This is a genomic window from Anaerostipes faecalis (assembly GCF_018982945.1).
In the GTDB taxonomy this organism is placed as follows: domain Bacteria; phylum Bacillota; class Clostridia; order Lachnospirales; family Lachnospiraceae; genus Anaerostipes; species Anaerostipes faecalis.
Genome location: NZ_JABRXE010000005.1, coordinates 58,962 through 75,678, shown reverse-complemented (window position 1 = coordinate 75,678; position 16,717 = coordinate 58,962). Strand labels below are relative to the sequence as shown.

The 16,717-nt window shown below is 36.0% G+C and carries 15 protein-coding genes and 1 riboswitch; of the genes, 13 read left to right on the top strand and 2 right to left on the bottom strand.

The genetic code is table 11. The features are described from left to right. The first annotated feature begins 112 nt into the window (after positions 1–112). From KTB61_RS07165 to KTB61_RS07125, 9 genes are all read left to right on the top strand, one after another. Positions 113–538: a MarR family winged helix-turn-helix transcriptional regulator gene (locus tag KTB61_RS07165; protein ID WP_075759786.1), complete on the top strand. Its 426-nt coding sequence runs from the start codon at positions 113–115 to the stop codon at positions 536–538. Between the two features lie 89 nt (positions 539–627). After that, positions 628–876: an HAD hydrolase-like protein gene (locus KTB61_RS07160; RefSeq protein ID WP_216697123.1), complete on the top strand. Its 249-nt coding sequence runs from the start codon at positions 628–630 to the stop codon at positions 874–876. Positions 877–1,008: 132 nt separating this feature from the next. After that, complete coding sequence (locus KTB61_RS07155) at positions 1,009–1,554, top strand: ferredoxin domain-containing protein (RefSeq protein WP_216697122.1); 546 nt, start codon at positions 1,009–1,011, stop codon at positions 1,552–1,554. Between the two features lie 44 nt (positions 1,555–1,598). Continuing rightward, entirely contained in the window at positions 1,599–2,492 is an 894-nt protein-coding gene (locus tag KTB61_RS07150; protein ID WP_075759789.1) for a PHP domain-containing protein, read from the top strand. 90 nt (positions 2,493–2,582) lie between these two features. After that, a riboswitch (Fluoride riboswitch) is annotated at positions 2,583–2,659 on the top strand. A gap of 48 nt (positions 2,660–2,707) precedes the next feature. Then, the gene (locus tag KTB61_RS07145; RefSeq protein ID WP_216697121.1) at positions 2,708–3,880 is read left to right on the top strand and encodes a cation:proton antiporter; all 1,173 of its coding nucleotides are present in this window, start codon (positions 2,708–2,710) and stop codon (positions 3,878–3,880) included. 103 nt (positions 3,881–3,983) lie between these two features. Further along, positions 3,984–4,535 carry a TetR/AcrR family transcriptional regulator C-terminal domain-containing protein gene (locus KTB61_RS07140; protein ID WP_075759791.1) on the top strand — a complete coding sequence of 184 codons (552 nt, stop codon included), beginning with the start codon at positions 3,984–3,986 and terminating at the stop codon, positions 4,533–4,535. 136 nt (positions 4,536–4,671) lie between these two features. After that, positions 4,672–5,820 carry a lactaldehyde reductase gene (gene fucO, locus KTB61_RS07135; protein ID WP_075759792.1) on the top strand — a complete coding sequence of 383 codons (1,149 nt, stop codon included), beginning with the start codon at positions 4,672–4,674 and terminating at the stop codon, positions 5,818–5,820. Between the two features lie 141 nt (positions 5,821–5,961). Next, positions 5,962–8,658, top strand: a complete 2,697-nt coding sequence (locus KTB61_RS07130) for a leucine-rich repeat protein (RefSeq protein WP_216697120.1) — start codon at positions 5,962–5,964, stop codon at positions 8,656–8,658. An 88-nt stretch (positions 8,659–8,746) separates the two neighbouring features. Continuing rightward, positions 8,747–9,709 (top strand): D-2-hydroxyacid dehydrogenase, encoded by a 963-nt coding sequence (locus KTB61_RS07125; RefSeq protein WP_075759794.1) that lies wholly within the window; start codon positions 8,747–8,749, stop codon positions 9,707–9,709. Between the two features lie 9 nt (positions 9,710–9,718). Here the strand turns inward: KTB61_RS07125 and KTB61_RS07120 are convergent, their stop codons facing one another. Together KTB61_RS07120 and KTB61_RS13340 are read right to left on the bottom strand one after the other, a co-directional pair. Beyond that, the gene (locus KTB61_RS07120; RefSeq protein WP_075759795.1) at positions 9,719–10,765 is read right to left on the bottom strand and encodes a phosphatidylinositol-specific phospholipase C/glycerophosphodiester phosphodiesterase family protein; all 1,047 of its coding nucleotides are present in this window, start codon (positions 10,763–10,765) and stop codon (positions 9,719–9,721) included. 61 nt (positions 10,766–10,826) lie between these two features. Next, a complete protein-coding gene (locus tag KTB61_RS13340; RefSeq protein WP_230973664.1) occupies positions 10,827–11,450 on the bottom strand; it encodes a TIGR01906 family membrane protein in 624 nt (207 codons plus the stop codon). Between the two features lie 162 nt (positions 11,451–11,612). On the opposite strand from KTB61_RS13340, the gene KTB61_RS07110 reads away from it, so the two are divergent. Genes KTB61_RS07110 through KTB61_RS07095 form a run of 4 tightly spaced genes read left to right on the top strand, consistent with a single transcriptional unit; the run spans position 11,613 to position 16,485 of the window. Next, on the top strand, positions 11,613–12,257 hold the full coding sequence (locus tag KTB61_RS07110; RefSeq protein WP_216697118.1) for a hypothetical protein: 645 nt from the start codon (positions 11,613–11,615) through the stop codon (positions 12,255–12,257). After that, complete coding sequence (ade, locus tag KTB61_RS07105) at positions 12,244–13,899, top strand: adenine deaminase (protein WP_216697117.1); 1,656 nt, start codon at positions 12,244–12,246, stop codon at positions 13,897–13,899. The genes KTB61_RS07110 and ade overlap by 14 nt, the downstream gene beginning before the upstream one ends. A gap of 15 nt (positions 13,900–13,914) precedes the next feature. Next, the gene (locus KTB61_RS07100; RefSeq protein WP_216697116.1) at positions 13,915–14,757 is read left to right on the top strand and encodes a polysaccharide deacetylase family protein; all 843 of its coding nucleotides are present in this window, start codon (positions 13,915–13,917) and stop codon (positions 14,755–14,757) included. A 60-nt stretch (positions 14,758–14,817) separates the two neighbouring features. Then, a complete protein-coding gene (locus KTB61_RS07095) occupies positions 14,818–16,485 on the top strand; it encodes a glycoside hydrolase family 13 protein (protein ID WP_216697115.1) in 1,668 nt (555 codons plus the stop codon). Positions 16,486–16,717 lie beyond the last annotated feature (232 nt).

Here is a 16,717-nt window from a genome sequence, read left to right as displayed (position 1 = left end):
TTTCCTATGTAATAAAAAATGTTCCGCGCGGATGTGCAAAAGAAAACAATTATTGACAAAATAAAGAAAAACATTTATAGTGTATATACACGAAAAGTGATAAGAGGTATATATGACACAAGTTAAAAGAAAAAAAAGCAGTTGTTATTGTATTAATTTAAGACAGGCAGCAAAGGTCATCTCAAACTTATATGATGATGCACTAAAATCGGTTGGGATTTCTGTGACCCAGTATTCATTATTGAGCAGTCTTGGGCATATGGAAAACTGTAATGTTAGTGATTTAGCGAAATATGTAGGACTGGAAAGGACAACTTTAGTGCGTACATTAAAACCTTTGACAGCAAAAGGCTTGGTGGTGGACGTATCAGAACCGGGAGAGCGGGATCGAAGATTGCGTCTTACCAATCAGGGAAAAACTGTTATTCGGAAAGCAAAAGAGTTGTGGAGTGAATCACAAAGGGAAATAGAACGTCGTATAGGGAAAGAGGATGCAGCGAAATTAGAAGAAATATTACTTCGACTTTTGGAGCAATAATTATATCTAATCTATCAGTGGAAAATCCCGCAAAGCGGGATTTTTTTCTTAAAGAAATATGTGTATATACACGAAAAAAGGAGCAAGAGATGAAAAAAGCAGTTATTTTTGACATGGATGGAGTAATCTCTGATTCTGAATATATAAATATTTTGGCAAAGCATAAATTATTGCAGAGCTTGGGAATCGAAGTTGATTGGCATTATCATGATCAATTTCTTGGAACGACTTATGAATTTATGTGGGAAAAGATGAAAGAAGAATTTCATTTACCAGAAGCTGTCTCCTATTATGTTGAGACAGCAGAAAAGAAAAGCCAGATTCAGAAATTTTTTTAAAGGCAGCATCAATGCTTAAGGAAAAGCCAGAAGCTTTAAAACAGGATTTAACTCTGGCAGATCTTGTTGTATCGGATTTTGATACATTGACAATAGAGCAATTAATGGAAGATTAAAAGGAGGAAAAGTGTTATGATTTATAAAGAAAAACAAATGGAAGAACAGGCGGTTTTGCAAACAGCAGCCAGAATGTGTGCAGCGGCGAGAACAGCTCCAAAAACCAAAGGAATTGATGATATTCAGACGATGGTTCTTACTGGAGAAGATAAAGACCGGTTAGCGGACGAAATGGAAAAAATCGGGCAACGGGATTTTGGAGAAAAGGCAGAGGACTGGTATATAAGAGATGCACGCAATGTAAAAGCAGCAGATGCCATTATATTAATCGGAGCAAAACGTACATATCGAGGAGTACAGAAATGCGGATTCTGTGGATTTAAAGATTGCGGTGAGTGTAGAGCTAAAAATGGAAGATGTGCATTCCAGTTTGTAGATCTGGGAATTGCACTTTCGTCTGCGGTGGCAGTGGCGGCGGATGCAAGAGTAGACAATCGAATTATGTTTTCAGCAGGAAAGGCAGCAATGGAAATGTTTGACACATCAGATGATGTAATATGGCAGGGAATCCCGATCAGTGTGTCTGGAAAAAATGTTTTCTTTGACCGGAAGAAAAAATAAAAAACTGGAGCAAATTACATAAACAAAGAGGAAAGGTGTGAAAAATGAAAAATTACATTGATTTGCATATGCATAGTATATATAGTGATGATGGAGAATATATGCCGTCCAGACTGGTAGAAATGTGTGCAGAGAAGGGAATTCAGATTATGGCAATTGCTGATCATAATAAGGTCGATGCAATTACTGAAGCGAAACAAAGAGCGAAAGAATTGGGAATTCAGTACATTCCGGCGATTGAAATTGATTGTACATATCAGGATATTAATCTGCATGTAGTTGGATATGGAATTAATGATAAAGCTCCAGAATTTACAGTTTTGGGTGAATCTGTTCTAAACCAGGAGCTGGAACTTTCCATGAAAAAAATTGAATTAACAAAGCAGCTTGGTTTTCAGGTATCCAAAGAAGAATTAGATCAGTTATCTGACAATGGGGTGTATACAGGAGAGATGTTTGGAGAAATAATTTTAGCAAAAGAGGAATATGAGAAACATCCATTATTAACACCATATCGAAAAGGCGGAGATAGAAGTGACAATCCATATGTAAATTTCTACTGGGATTTTTATGCACAAGGGAAACCATGCTATACGAAAGTAATTTATCCATCTCTTGCGGAAATAGTAGATTTGATACACAGAAACGGAGGGAAAGCAGTACTGGCACATCCGGGAGAAAATTTAAAAGGAAGATTTGAAATTTTTGATGAAATGATGGAGGCTGTAAAATTCGATGGAGTTGAGGCATTCAGTAACTATCATGATGCGGAAACAGTGGATTATTTTTATAAAAAAGGGCAGGAGTATGGAATCATGACAACTTGTGGAAGTGACTTTCATGGAAAAACCAAACCTGCAATTCAACTGGGTGAATCTCATTGTCAATATGATCAGAAATTTATAGAAAAAGCATTAGGAGAAAATGGTCTAATTTAATTGGAGCTTTTGTAATCGAATGATAGAAAGATATGCTTATAATATTCAGAGGGATGATGATTATTGAAAAATGGTATAGATTGTGTTAGGATTATACATGGGAATGAAGTACTCCCTTAGTATTTATACTTAAACCGCTTATTAGAGCTGATGACTTCTGCAATTATAATACGCAGAAGCTATCGGCTTTTTCTGCGTAAAAAGGAGATTTTTTTATGTTATTAAGTGTTGCATTAATTTTAAGTTTAGGCATGATTTTAGGATGGTTATGCCAGAAATGTAAATTACCTAGTTTGTTGGGAATGCTGATTACAGGTATTATATTGGGACCATATGTTTTGAATCTGATTGATCCCAGCATACTTTCCATCTCATCTGAACTTCGTAAAATAGCATTGATAATTATATTGACCAGGGCGGGATTAAACCTTGATATTTCCGGACTAAAAAAAATAGGGAGACCAGCAGTTCTTATGTGTTTTGTTCCTGCAAGTTTTGAGTTGCTAGGAATTATTCTATTAGCACCAAAAATATTGGGAATTAGTGTGTTGGAGTCTGCAATTTTAGGTTCTGTTTTGGCTGCTGTTTCTCCAGCAGTAGTAGTTCCACGTATGGTCAAATTAATAGAGGAAGAATATGGAACAAAAAAAGGCATTCCGCAGTTGATTTTAGCTGGAGCTTCTGTTGATGATGTATATGTAATTGTGTTGTTTACAACATTTATAGGTATCATACAAGGAAAAGGAATATCTGTAATAAGTTTCATAAATATTCCAATATCTATAACACTTGGAGTACTAATTGGAGTGGGACTTGGATATATCCTGTCAAAATATTTTGAAAAGGTGCATATAAGAGATACAACGAAAGTATTACTCATTCTTTCTGTTTCATTTATGCTGGTAACAGCAGAAGATACATTAAATACAAACATTACATTTGCAGCGTTGATAGCTATTATGTTTATAGGTGTTGCAATACAAAAATTTCGTGAGCCTGTTGCAAAAAGATTATCCGCAAAATACAATAAATTATGGGTTGCAGCAGAGATATTTCTGTTTGTTTTAGTTGGGGCAACAGTAAATATAGGATATCTTAAAAATGTGGGAAGTAATGCATTGATTGTTATTGCAGGAGCATTGGTCTTTAGGATGGCAGGTGTATTCGTGTGTCTGTTAGGAACAAAACTAAATTGGAAAGAGAGAATGTTTACAATGCTGGCATATACACCCAAAGCAACTGTTCAAGCTGCAATCGGAGGTATTCCGCTTAGTATAGGACTTTCATGTGGAGATATGGTTTTAACAGTTGCTGTTCTTGTCATTGTGTTAACAGCACCATTAGGGGCATTTGCAATAGATTTTAGTTACAAAAAGTTATTAGAATAAACAAGAAGGATGGTTCCATCAGAAAATTTAATAGTTCAAATAATGCAAATTCTGATATAATATTTTCTGAAAGAAGAATCACAGGAAAGGAAGGGCGGTTTCAATGGATGCGTCAGAGAAGATGAAATATAAACTGGCAGAAGCAATGAAAGAGTTGTTAGATCATTATCCGGTAGAAAAGATTACAGTAACACAGATTGTAGATCAGTGTGGAGTGACACGCCCTACATTTTACCGCCATTTTAAGGATAAGTACGATTTGGTAAACTGGCATTTTGATAAACTTGTTCAGAAATCTTTTCAGGAAATGGGGGGAAGTCTGAATCTGAGGGAAGGTTTAAGAAAAAAATTTGAGTTTATTAAACGTGAAGGAAAATTTTTTCCGGCAGCATTTACCTGTGATAGTCAAAATTGTTTGAAAGAATATGATTATGAATGGTTTTATCAGTTTTATCGGGGTATGGTTCATGAGAAAGGTGTGAAGGATATTCCAGATGATATAGAATTTCTGCTGAGGATGTATTGTCGCGGATCTGTACATATGACTGCTGAATGGGCGACCACAGGGATGAAGGTTCCTCCGGAAGAGATGGCAGATCGTTTAATGGCAGCTTTACCTCCAATGTTATATGATTTACTTGAGAATAGCAGATAGGAAATGTTGAAATGTTACACTTTTTTCGAAGTGTAACATTTTTTACATTCTAAGGAAAATGTAACTTGTATTAAAATTTGTACAATATTAAAATGAAGATAGTTAAAAAAATATCAATATAAAAGGAGCGTGTATTATGGTAAATCGTATTATTTTAAACGAAACATCTTATCATGGAGCGGGAGCAATTAAAGAAATTGCAACAGAAGCAAAAGCAAGAGGATTTAAAAAAGCTTTTGTTTGTTCTGATCCGGATCTTGTAAAATTTGGTGTTACAAAAAAGGTGACAGATGTTTTAGATGAAGCTGGATTAGACTATGAAATTTATTCTGAGATTAAACCAAATCCAACTATTGAAAATGTACAGAATGGTGTTGCAGCATTTAAGAAAGCCCAGGCTGATTATCTGGTAGCTATCGGTGGAGGATCTTCCATGGATACTGCCAAAGCTGTTGGTATTATTATTAACAATCCGGAATTTGAAGATGTGAGAAGTCTGGAAGGCGTTGCACCTACAAAAAAACCTAGCGTACCAATCATTGCAGTACCAACAACTGCAGGAACAGCAGCTGAAGTAACTATCAATTATGTTATTACAGACGTTGAGAAAAAACGTAAATTTGTGTGTGTAGACCCTCATGATATTCCTGTTATTGCAATTATTGATCCGGATATGATGTCTTCTATGCCAAAAGGATTAACAGCAGCAACCGGAATGGATGCATTGACACATGCAATTGAAGGATTCACAACAAAAGGTGCATGGGAAATGACAGATATGTTCCACTTAAAAGCAATCGAAATCATCTCCAATAGTTTAAGAGGTGCTGTAGATAATACTCCAGAAGGAAGAGAAGGAATGGCTCTTGGACAGTATATTGCAGGAATGGGATTCTCAAACGTAGGTCTTGGAATCGTACATTCTATGGCACATGCATTAGGAGCAGTTTATGATACACCACATGGTGTAGGAAACGCAATTCTCCTTCCGACAATTATGGAATTTAATGCTGATGCAACAGGTGATAAATATAAATATATTGCCAAAGCAATGGGTGTTGAAGGGGTAGAAGATATGACTCAGGAAGAATACAGAAAAGCAGCTGTAGATGCTGTAAAACAGCTGTCTGCTGATGTAGGAATTCCTGCTGATCTGAAAGAAATCGTAAAAGAAGAGGATATCCAGTTCCTGGCTGAGTCTGCTGTTGCAGATGCATGTGCACCTGGAAATCCAAAGGATGCTTCGCTGGAAGATATTATTGCACTCTATAAATCTTTATTATAATTTAGAATATTTTTAAATCAAAGGTTCCTTATGTGATTTATATGTAAGGAGCCTTTTTCTATACAAAAAAATATAAGGAAAATGAGATTTTCTTGTACTTCAATTTGTATATTATATATAAAGAAAAACAGGAGGAAAAGAATGAAAAGAAGAATGAAAAAACGATTGCTTGGTATGATGTCCTTTTTTGTGGCTGTCTGCCTTTGTTTTTCTGTAACAGGGCTACCAAGAGTATCAGTGAAGGCTGAAATTCTAGAACCAGAATACGATGGATTTGAGTATGAAGAATATACAGAGTACATTGCTCTTACAAAATACATAGGGAATGATAAGAATGTTATTGTACCAGATGAAATTTATGGAAAAAGAGTAACAAGTGTTAAGGAAGGAGCTTTTAGTGGAAATGCTACGGTGGAAAGTATTGTTTTTCCAGATAATATAAAGCGGATTGGAAGAATAGAAGACTGTAGTGAGTTAAAAAGGGTTGTAATTCCGGAAAATTATGATTATCTGGCAGAAAGATTGTACATTGAAGACTGTCCGAAGCTGGAAGAAGTGAATCATTTTTTTGAAAAAGAGGGAGACAATATCATTTACAAAATACCGTCCAAAGAATTTACTGGAAAGGTTGATTTTTCAGGATGTTCCAGAATTAATATTGTAGAAATGCCAGAGAATATGCAGGAGATTCCAGATCAGGCATTGTATACCTGGAATAATGTAAAGGAGGTCAGGCTGCCGGATACGGTTACAAAAATAGGAAAAGAAGCCTTTGCATATTGTTCAAATCTGGAAAAAATAAATCTGCCGGATGGATTAGCTTTTATTGAAGGGAGGGCTTTTTCTAATTGTCGAAAACTGACAGAGATTCTGCTTCCAGAAAGTTTAAGAGATATAAAAGTCGATGGGTTTGAAGGAACAGGGATTACATCTGCAGAGATTCCATCAGAATGTCAGTTGGGAGAAGGAGTTTTTTCTGCGTGTTCTAATTTAAAAGATATCACGATTCGTGGAAAAGATATTACGATCACACCTTATATGTTAAGAGGATGTGGTAACTTAGAGAATATAAATTTTCCAGATGGAATGGAAAAGATTACAATTGGAGATTTTGCATTTGATTATGATGAAAAATTGAAGACGATCGATGGAGTGTTAAATCAAAACGGAGATCAGGCACAGCTAATAATATCTTCTAAAATAAAATCAATGGGAAGATCTGTATTTAATCATTGTACACAGATTAAACAAGTAAAATTCCAGGAGGATATTAAAGAAATACCAGAAGGGGCATTAGGTGGAGTAAAGGAAATTCATTCTGTACAGATACCCGAGGGAGTAAAAAAAATAGGAGATAGAGTTTTTTCCAACTGCTCGGGATTAGAAACTGTGGAGATACCAAAGTCCGTTACTTTTATTGGTAATCAGGCTTTTTATGGATGTGCAATCAAAGAAATCAAGCTGCCAGAGCAATTGGAATCTATAGGAAATGGAGCTTTTTCTTTTTGCAAAAGATTAAAAAATATATATGTTCCAGGAAATATTAAAACAATCGGAATGAGGGTTTTTTCATACTGTGACAATCTGGAGACGGCAGTTATTGATTGTAAGCTTAGAAGTGGTATGTTTTCAGATTGTGGAAGACTAAAAAAAGTAACTTTGAATCCCGATATAGAGAATGAGATACCATATAATACATTTGTCAATGATTCCGGGCTGGAGGTAATTGAAAATGCAGATACGATTACTGCAATTGGAGAATATGCATTGTATGGATGCAAAAACCTTAGGCAGATGGGAAGCTGGATTGTACAAAATGAGACTTCAAAAGTATTAAATATATCAGATAGAGTGAGAGAGATTGGAGAAAAGGCATTTTCTCATACAGCAATTACAAAGGTGAATTTTGGAGGAAAGAGAACTTCATTACAAAATATATATTTGACAGATGTGGATACTCTGGATGAAATTACAATGACATCTTCGATTACTGTACTTGAAAAAAGAGCTTTTGAAAAGAATCGAATTCTTAAAAAGGTGCAGTTATCGCCTGGAATTAAGGTAATACCGGAAAAATGTTTTGCAGGATGTAGAGGGCTGGAAGTTTTGGTGATTCCAGAGGGAGTAGAACGTATTGAGGATTATGCGTTTGAAAATATTATGAATTTAAGCGTATATATGCCATATTCTGTAAAATATATTGCACATAATCTGAGTTCCATCATAAATCAACCTAGTTATATGTACGTATATGCGAATACACCAGCACATGAATATGCAAAAAATCATTCTGATAAATATGGGTTGAAAGGGTATTATATCCGGAGTCCACTTTTAGATAGAGTGGAAATTGTGGCTCCAACCAAAAAAATTTATGTAGAAGGAGAAACTTTTCAGATAAAAGGTCTTAAAGTGATCACATATTACAGAGATGGAAGTAAGAAAATTTTAAATGATTACAAGCTGGTGAAACCAGATATTCGGATTGGAGTTCAAAAGGGAAAAATCAGTTGTCTGGGATATGAGAAAACCTTTGATATTAAGGTGTATCCGAAAGCAGTCAGTGGAGTAAAAGCAAAGTCTTCTAAACGAAAGACAGTAGCTGTTACATGGAATAAAGTCAGTGGATCTTCATATTATAAAATATATCGGGCAACGTCAAAGAATGGAAAATATATTTATAAGAAAAAGATTAAAGCATCTTCCGCAAGAAAATATATCAACACAAGATTAAAGTCTGGAAAAAAATATTATTATAAAGTGTATGCATGCAAAACGGTCAAGGGGAAGGAATGGAGATCCAGAACAGCAAAAATTGTTTCTGCAAAATCACGTTAATGGTAAAAGAGATATTGAATAAGTGATTTTTCAATATCTCTTTTGTGCTATAATATAGTTGAAAATATTATACAAGGAGATAATCTTTATGAAAAGCAAAAATATTCTGGTAGTAATACCATTTAATAATAGACAGAAAAAAACAATCGAAGAAAGTGCACCGGGGTGCAGCTTTACATATACATCCTATGACAAAGTCACAGCGGAGCAGGTTGAGAATGCAGAAATTATTATTGGAAACGCAGATCCATATTATCTTCAGGATGCTTCAAAACTGGAATGGATTCAGTTAAATTCAGCGGGAGCTGATGCATATGTGAAAAAAGGCGTTTTACCAGAGGATGTTTATTTAACCAATGCAACGGGAGCTTATGGACCAGGTGTGGCAGAGCACTTGTTTGCTGTACTTTTTTCCATTCAGAAAAAACTTCATTTATATAGAAATAATCAGGAAAAATGTGAGTGGAAAGATGAAGGAGAAGTACTATCTTTGTTCGGAGGTAATCTGTTAATCGTTGGTTTGGGTGATATAGGGTTATATTTTGCCAAACTTGCGAAAAAGTTTGATTACCATGTGGTCGGAATTAAGAGAAGACCTGGAAAACTTCCAGAGAATGTAGATGAGTTGTATACGATGGAAGATCTGGATCGATTGCTTCCGGAAGCAGATGTGATTTTGTCTGTCCTTCCAGATACAAAGGATACAAGAAATATATTTAATAAAGAACGTTTCAAAAAAATGAAATCTTCCGCGATCTTTTTGAATGGAGGACGTGGAACTGCGGTGAATACTGAAGAATTATGTGATGCATTGGTAGCAAAAGAAATCTATGCAGCCGGACTTGACGTTACAGATCCGGAACCATTGCCAAATCAGCATAAATTATGGAATATGGACAATGCGGTAATTACTCCTCATGTGTCCGGAGAGTTTCATCATCCGGTAACTTTATATCGAATCGCAGATATTGTAGCAGAAAATCTACGCAGATATCTGGCAGGAAAAGATTTAAAGAATATTGTGGATCGGGAAACAGGTTATCGAAAATAAAAAACCGACTTACAGATTACGGTAAGTCGGTATGAGTTCCTTCATGAAACGAATGATAAATGTAGGATAATTTGCCCGGATATAAGATAAATCTATTTGAGCAGGAGTGAGAAAATCGGAATAAACGCCATATACTCCAAGTTTCATAAATTCTTTTGTATGATAAGAGCTGTTAATGGAATGGGTAAAAGAGTAAAGTCCTTTTTCTTTTAAAATATCCATTCGATAGTCATTAATATCGTTTTGAGGAGAGGTAACTCCTTCAATATGATTTGCCAGACAAAAACGAACCATTTCATAGAAAGCAGCATCAGGCTGTTTATATGTAGTATATACAAAATGTTTAAATGGATAGATTTCCTTGATTGTCTGGAACATTTGCTGGTTATAAACCTGGACGATCAGACGATCCAGGAGATATTCTTTATTTGCCTTTCTGGCGGTTTCAACAATGACATTAAAATCGCTGCGAACATCGGCAATTTCATCTCCTTTGGAATCAGTCATCAGATAAAAATCCGGATATTTGTCCATGACCTGGAACATATCCAGCAATGAGGTTGGAGTGTATTTTCCATATATTTTTGTGCTTTTAAAAGTCTGATAACTTACTGCATTGCCTTTTTTGGAAGTAGGATCAGCCAGATTCCATCCCCATTTATGCTTACCGATGGCAACCTGATCTGTTGTAAGGAGAAGATCCATCTCAAAAATACGGTAACCTTTGGCGTAAGCCTGATAGAAACCGTCTATGGAATTAAGATAATCTTTTCCATCCACGCCACCAAGTGCATGTGCCACACCACGGTATGTGTACCATGGTTTTAATACTGGTTTTTGTGCCTGCTTTATTGTTTTTTCAATAGCAGCATGTTCTTTTGCTATCTCCTTTTGGGTTTTTCTCTCCAAAGCTTTTGTATGAATATAATACAGTGTTGGAAGTCCGATAAGTGTTACTAAAAGAAGAATAGTAATAAAAACAATGAAATGTTCTGATTGCTGCTGCTTTTTTAATATTTTACGGATTTCACCGGTTTTAAATTTTTTGGTATTCATAAACAAATCTCTCTGACGATGTAATATATTTGTAATAAATGAAATAAATAATTAACATGTATTATATCATAGATTTGTGTCGAAAAAAAGAACAAAATTTATAAAGTAGAAAACAGGTGCCGCTTCCTGCCAGGATTAAAAGGATTATCATAACAGTGCAATGGAAGAAAAAGGTATCAGGCAGAATATTAATTATAGGATCAAAGCAGGGGTCAAAAATCCAGTAATCATTACTGAATAATAATTTATGAAAAAGAACAAAGGCTTTGTTCCAAAACAAAGAAACTGTAACACCTGTAATGAGAGGTATAGTAAGAGTCAGAATAGAAGTGGTTTTAAGAAAATGATAATTTTTTTGTTTCATCTGGCGGAAGCCTAAAAAGAGGGAACAAAGAAAACTGATTCCCAAAAGAATCTGAACAGCATAAAAAATTTCTCTTACTTCCTGGAAATGGATTCTTCCTTCTTTGGACATTTTCATAGTCAGTTTTAGAGGCTCTCTGGAAAAAACAGAATTATAGTCTATGAGGGAATTGTAGTTTTCACATATGGTTTTTCTGGAAAGGCCGGAAGTTTGTTCTATTTTCAAAGCAGTGATATCATGATAATATAAAATGCGAAAGTTTAGAGTAAAGGTAATGGAACCGGTGATAATAAAAATAGTAAGCACTACAGATAAAATCATTTGTTTCATAAATAAAATCCTTTCAAGTTTTTATTGAAAATATTTGACTATTTTAAGTTCAGTATATATCAGATATGAAATGACGTCCATCTGTAAAAATTGCGATTGAAAAATTTACGGAACGTTATTTAGAAGGAAAGAATAAAGGGAAAGGTTTGGGAAATGAAAGCAGAATTGCAATGTCCAGTGATAGAAAGGAATCATAAAGTTATAGGCTATGGTGGAAATCAGGAATGGTTTACAGGTGAGTTCCAGAAAAAAGCAGGATGTGGCAGCGTTACAGGGAGTAATATTGCCGCTGTATATGCACAGACTGATGAATCTATGAAGTCATTATATCCGGCACATGGCAATCCTGAAGATTATCAGGAGTTTATAAAACTGATGGAAACAATGTACACATATATGAAGCCTGGTTTTATGGGATATCCTCTTATTGGGAGATTTGCTAAAGATTTTGTTAGATATGCATCAGACCAAGGTGTTTCCTTAATTTCGGAACAGGTTTTTCTGCCTCATAATAAGGAAAAGTCTCTTGAGTTTATCATGTCTGCCATTGATCATAAAAATCCGGTGGCGTTTTTGATTCTTAGGCATCCGGCCAGAGAATTCCGGGAAGATAACTGGCATTGGGTAACTATTACCGGATATGATACAGACAGACATTTGATTATATGGTCCAATTGTGGAGAAAGGGAAGAAATTAATTGGGATATTCTGTTTGATTCTCAAAAAAAATATTTTGTGGGAATGGTAAGATTTAAAAAGAACCAAATCAGAAGGGAGCAATACAATGGAAAGATATGAAATGGTTTTTAAAAATGGAAAAATCGTGGATGTAAGGCAGGGAAAGATTGTTGAGGCAGATCTTGCGGTAAATCATGGAATTATCTGCGGCATTGGTGATTTTTCCGGAGAGAAAGAAATTGATTGTAAGGGAAAATATCTGTGTCCTGGATTTATTGACAGCCATGTCCATATTGAATCCAGCATGGCATCTCCTTTGGAATTTGCAAAAGCGGTTATGCCTCATGGAACAACTACAGTTATTGCGGATCCCCATGAGCTGGTCAATGTAAAAGGCAATGATGCTATGGAATATATTCTTAATGCAACAGATCAGCTTCCGCTGACGGTTTATGTGATGATGCCTTCATCAATTCCGGCTACACCATTCGAGACCAATGGTGCTGATTTTACAGCGGAAGATATGAAACGCTGGAAAGATCATGAAAGAGTTCTAGGGCTTGGAGAAGTTATGTGCTATCCGGCAGTTCTTGCAAAGGATCCGTCAATTATGGATAAGATTTCGTTATGTAAAGATATGGTGATTGATGGGCATGCGCCGGGATTGACAGGGGAGGATCTTAAGAATTATGTGGCAGCAGGAGTTATGACAGAACATGAATGCACTTCCTACCAGGAGGCCAGAGAAAAGTGTCATGCAGGAATGAAGATTTTAATCAGAGAAGGAAGTGCGGCAAGAAATGTTGAAAATATTATTCCTGGATTATTGAAAGATTCTGATGATATGGAACATTATATGTTTTGTACGGATGATAAGCATTTGGATACTATTGAAAATGAAGGACATATTAGTTATAATATCAAGAAGAGTATTAAGCTTGGACTTGATCCTATACAGGCTGTTGCTATGGCAACATATCACGCTGCTTGTACGTATGGACTTGACAATGCAGGGCTCCTTGAAGAAGGACGGGATGCCGATATTGTAATCCTGAATTCTTTAGAAGATGTTCAGGTGGAAGAAGTATATAAAAAAGGTGTAAAAATTCAGAAGGAATTATTTGATCATCTGGACATATCACCTGTGGATCCATCCATTCTTCACACAGTGGTACTTCCTGAAATTTCCAAGGACAAAATTCAGGTAAAGGCAGAAGGTGCTATACCAGTGATCGGAATGGTGCCAAATCAGATTGTAACAGAATTTTGCAAAGAAGAAGTGCCTTCTATTGATGGTTATTTTAAACCAGATCGTGTATATAGCAAATTATGTGTATTTGAGCGACATCGAGGAACAGGTAATGCAGCGGCAGCTCCTCTTCGTGGATATGGAATTGTCAATGGAGCCATTGCCACATCTGTAGCCCATGATTCCCATAATATTATTGCAGCTGGTGATAATGATGAGGATATTATCAAAGCAGTAGAAACAATCAGGGATATTCAGGGAGGTTATGTTCTGGTATCAGAAGGCAGGATACTCGGAACTCTTCCATTGCCGGTGGCAGGTTTGTTAAGCCAGAAGCCGGCTAAAGAGATTCAGAGGAATATTGATGAGATGCTTCAGAAGGCATGGAGTCTGAATATATCAAAAGATATTGATCCGTTTATTACCTTATCGTTTATGGCATTGCCGGTTATTCCTGAGTTAAGACTGACAGATCAAGGTCTGGTTGATGTTGTTAAATTTCAAAAGATATAAAAAAGGACGGAAAAGATGAAAAAAAGAAGAAGAAAATGGAGAAAAGACCGTGTTGCAGCACTTTTAGCAATTATTGCTGTTTTGGTTTTGGGAAGTGTTTTTATTGTAAAGAGCCGACAGACTAAATATGTATCAGTTAATGAAGGATTAGGACAGTATGTTGTAAAGGCTAACGAAGGAATATTAAGCAAAGATACCGGGAAACAGATGAAAAAGGCTTTATACGTTCCAAGAAAAATAGATAAGACCAAGAAGCTGATTGCCTTTACTTTTGATGATGGGCCGAAACCTGGAAATACAGAAAGAATCATCAAGGCATTAGATAAACAGGATTATCGTGCAACTTTTTATATGCTTGGACAAAATGCAAAAAGTTATCCGGATATAGTAAAAGAGGTACAGAAATCAGGGAATGAAGTTTCAGGACATTCTTATGATCATCCTCTTTTGACAAAGATTGGAGCAGCAGGAGTGGCCAGTCAGTATCAAAGAATGAATGATGCGCTGGTGAAAGCATGTGGAAGTAAAGCAGCTAATTTCCGGCCGCCATATGGTGGAATCAATGAGACAGTTAAACAGAACATTGATGGACCATTGGTTTTATGGAGTGTTGATACACTGGACTGGAAGACAAGAAATACAGCTGCAACAGTTAAGTGCATATTACAGAAGGCAAAGGATGGGGATATTGTTCTGATGCATGATATTCATGAGCAGACGGTTCAGGCAGTGGAACAGGTGCTTCCTCAGTTAAAGAAAAAAGGATATGAAGTGTGTACTGTTTCTGAACTGCTGGAGGCTAAAGGCATTAAAGTGAAAAAAGGAGATGTAGTAATCAGCGCAAATCAGATTCAGTAGTACATAATAATAGTTTTGGACTGGAGATAGCCAGGAAAACCCTGTTTATGGAGAAGAACTATGAAAAAACAATGGTGGCATGAGAAAGTTGCTTATCAGATTTATCCAAAAAGTTTTATGGATTCCAATGGAGATGGCATCGGTGATATTCAAGGCATTATCAGCAAACTGGACTATCTGGAAAAGCTGGGTATTGATATTTTGTGGATATCTCCGGTATTTCAATCGCCAATGGTGGATAACGGTTATGATATTTCGGATTATTATGCTATAGACCCGATGTTTGGGACTATGGATGATATGGATCAGTTGATCACAGAGGCAAAAAAGAAAAATATTTCAATTTTAATGGATTTGGTAGTGAATCATTGTTCCAGTGAACATCCATGGTTTCAGGAAGCAATGAAAAATCCGGAAGGACCTTATGGAGAGTTTTTTTATATTAAAGACGGAAAAGACGGAAAAGCTCCTACAAACTGGCGGTCCTATTTTGGAGGAAGTGTATGGGAAAAACTGCCGGGGCATGATAATAAATTCTATCTTCATTCTTTTGCAAAGGAACAGCCGGATCTTAACTGGGAGAATCCACTTGTCCGGGAAAAAATTTATGAAATGATCTGCTGGTGGCTGGAAAAAGGTCTGGGAGGATTTCGTATTGATGCGATAATGAACATAAAAAAAGATCTTACATGGGAGAATCTTCCGGCAGATGGACCGGATGGCATGGCAGATGTGTATAAAGTCAGTCAGAGAGTAAGTGGAATTAAAAAATTTCTTATGGAAATGAAAGAAAGATGTTTTGATCCATATAATGCTTTTTCTATAGGGGAAGCCATGTTTTTAAAAGAGGATAATATAAAGAATTTTATTGGAGAGAATGGATATTTTTCGTCTATCTTTGCTTTTGAACCATGTCATGCCTATAGAAAAGGGAAAAATTATAAGGAATATGTCTGGCCGCAGCCGTTTAAAGAATGGCGGGAAGAAACCTTTCATAATCAGAAAATCATAGGAAATACCGGATTTGAAGCAAATATTATTGAAAATCATGATCAGCCCAGAGGAGCAAGTCTGTTTATTCCGGAAGAGGATTATGGATTTCATAGTATTTCAGCATTGGCAACGATTCTTATGTGTCAGAGAGGGCTTCCGTTTCTCTATCAGGGACAGGAAATAGGCATGTGTAATCGTAGATGGAAATTGTCGGAATTTGATGATCTGGAAACCATGAGTCAGTATCAGGTTGCTGTTGAGGCAGGTTATTCCAGTAATCAGGCGCTGGAAATATGCAGACATCACAGCAGGGATAATGCCAGGACACCAATGCAGTGGAATGATAAAGAATATGCTGGGTTTACTGCAGGGATTCCATGGCTTCCGGTTAATGAAAATTATAAAGAAATCAATGTGGAAAAACAGGAAGTCCAGTATGGTTCGGTGTTAAATTTCTACCGCAGACTTATTGCGTTTCGCAAGTCAGAAAAATACAAAGAAATTCTGACCTACGGAGATTTTAAACCTTTGTATCAGGAGGAAGAATCAATTTTTGCCTATACAAGGGAATTAGAAGAGAAAAAGCTGGCATTGATCTGTAATTTCAGTGGTCAGCCAGCAGAAATCACATTAACAGAAGATTATGAAAATGTAATTTTTGTAAATTATCAGCAGACCACAATGATTGGAAAGAAACTACAGATGAAACCTTATGAAGTAGTTGTGCTGGAATAAGGATCAATGAAAAGCATGGCAGTTTTCAAAATAAAAATGTAATAAAAGTGAGAAAAAATATCAGGAATAAAAAGGTGTTGCACAGGTGCAGCACCTTTTTTGTATAGTAAAAATGCGGCTTGTGAGAATATTAAGAAAAAAATCCATTTAGACAGGAAAAATATTCCAATTGACGGCATAGTAAATTTCGTGATAAAAAGAGGTAGTCAAGACTAACCAGGAACGAATTTAT

Excerpts from the sequence above, each read along its gene's own strand:
- KTB61_RS07155 (WP_216697122.1), top strand. The coding sequence starts at position 1,009 with ATGATTTATAAAGAAAAACAAATGGAAGAACAGGCGGTTTTGCAAACA.
- KTB61_RS07130 (WP_216697120.1), top strand. The coding sequence starts at position 5,962 with ATGAAAAGAAGAATGAAAAAACGATTGCTTGGTATGATGTCCTTTTTT.
- KTB61_RS07145 (WP_216697121.1), top strand. The coding sequence starts at position 2,708 with ATGTTATTAAGTGTTGCATTAATTTTAAGTTTAGGCATGATTTTAGGA.
- KTB61_RS07095 (WP_216697115.1), top strand. The coding sequence starts at position 14,818 with ATGAAAAAACAATGGTGGCATGAGAAAGTTGCTTATCAGATTTATCCA.
- fucO (WP_075759792.1), top strand. The coding sequence starts at position 4,672 with ATGGTAAATCGTATTATTTTAAACGAAACATCTTATCATGGAGCGGGA.
- KTB61_RS07100 (WP_216697116.1), top strand. The coding sequence starts at position 13,915 with ATGAAAAAAAGAAGAAGAAAATGGAGAAAAGACCGTGTTGCAGCACTT.
- KTB61_RS07110 (WP_216697118.1), top strand. The coding sequence starts at position 11,613 with ATGAAAGCAGAATTGCAATGTCCAGTGATAGAAAGGAATCATAAAGTT.
- KTB61_RS13340 (WP_230973664.1), bottom strand. The coding sequence starts at position 11,450 with ATGATTTTATCTGTAGTGCTTACTATTTTTATTATCACCGGTTCCATT.
- ade (WP_216697117.1), top strand. The coding sequence starts at position 12,244 with ATGGAAAGATATGAAATGGTTTTTAAAAATGGAAAAATCGTGGATGTA.
- KTB61_RS07140 (WP_075759791.1), top strand. The coding sequence starts at position 3,984 with ATGGATGCGTCAGAGAAGATGAAATATAAACTGGCAGAAGCAATGAAA.
- KTB61_RS07150 (WP_075759789.1), top strand. The coding sequence starts at position 1,599 with ATGAAAAATTACATTGATTTGCATATGCATAGTATATATAGTGATGAT.
- KTB61_RS07125 (WP_075759794.1), top strand. The coding sequence starts at position 8,747 with ATGAAAAGCAAAAATATTCTGGTAGTAATACCATTTAATAATAGACAG.
- KTB61_RS07160 (WP_216697123.1), top strand. The coding sequence starts at position 628 with ATGAAAAAAGCAGTTATTTTTGACATGGATGGAGTAATCTCTGATTCT.
- KTB61_RS07120 (WP_075759795.1), bottom strand. The coding sequence starts at position 10,765 with ATGAATACCAAAAAATTTAAAACCGGTGAAATCCGTAAAATATTAAAA.
- KTB61_RS07165 (WP_075759786.1), top strand. The coding sequence starts at position 113 with ATGACACAAGTTAAAAGAAAAAAAAGCAGTTGTTATTGTATTAATTTA.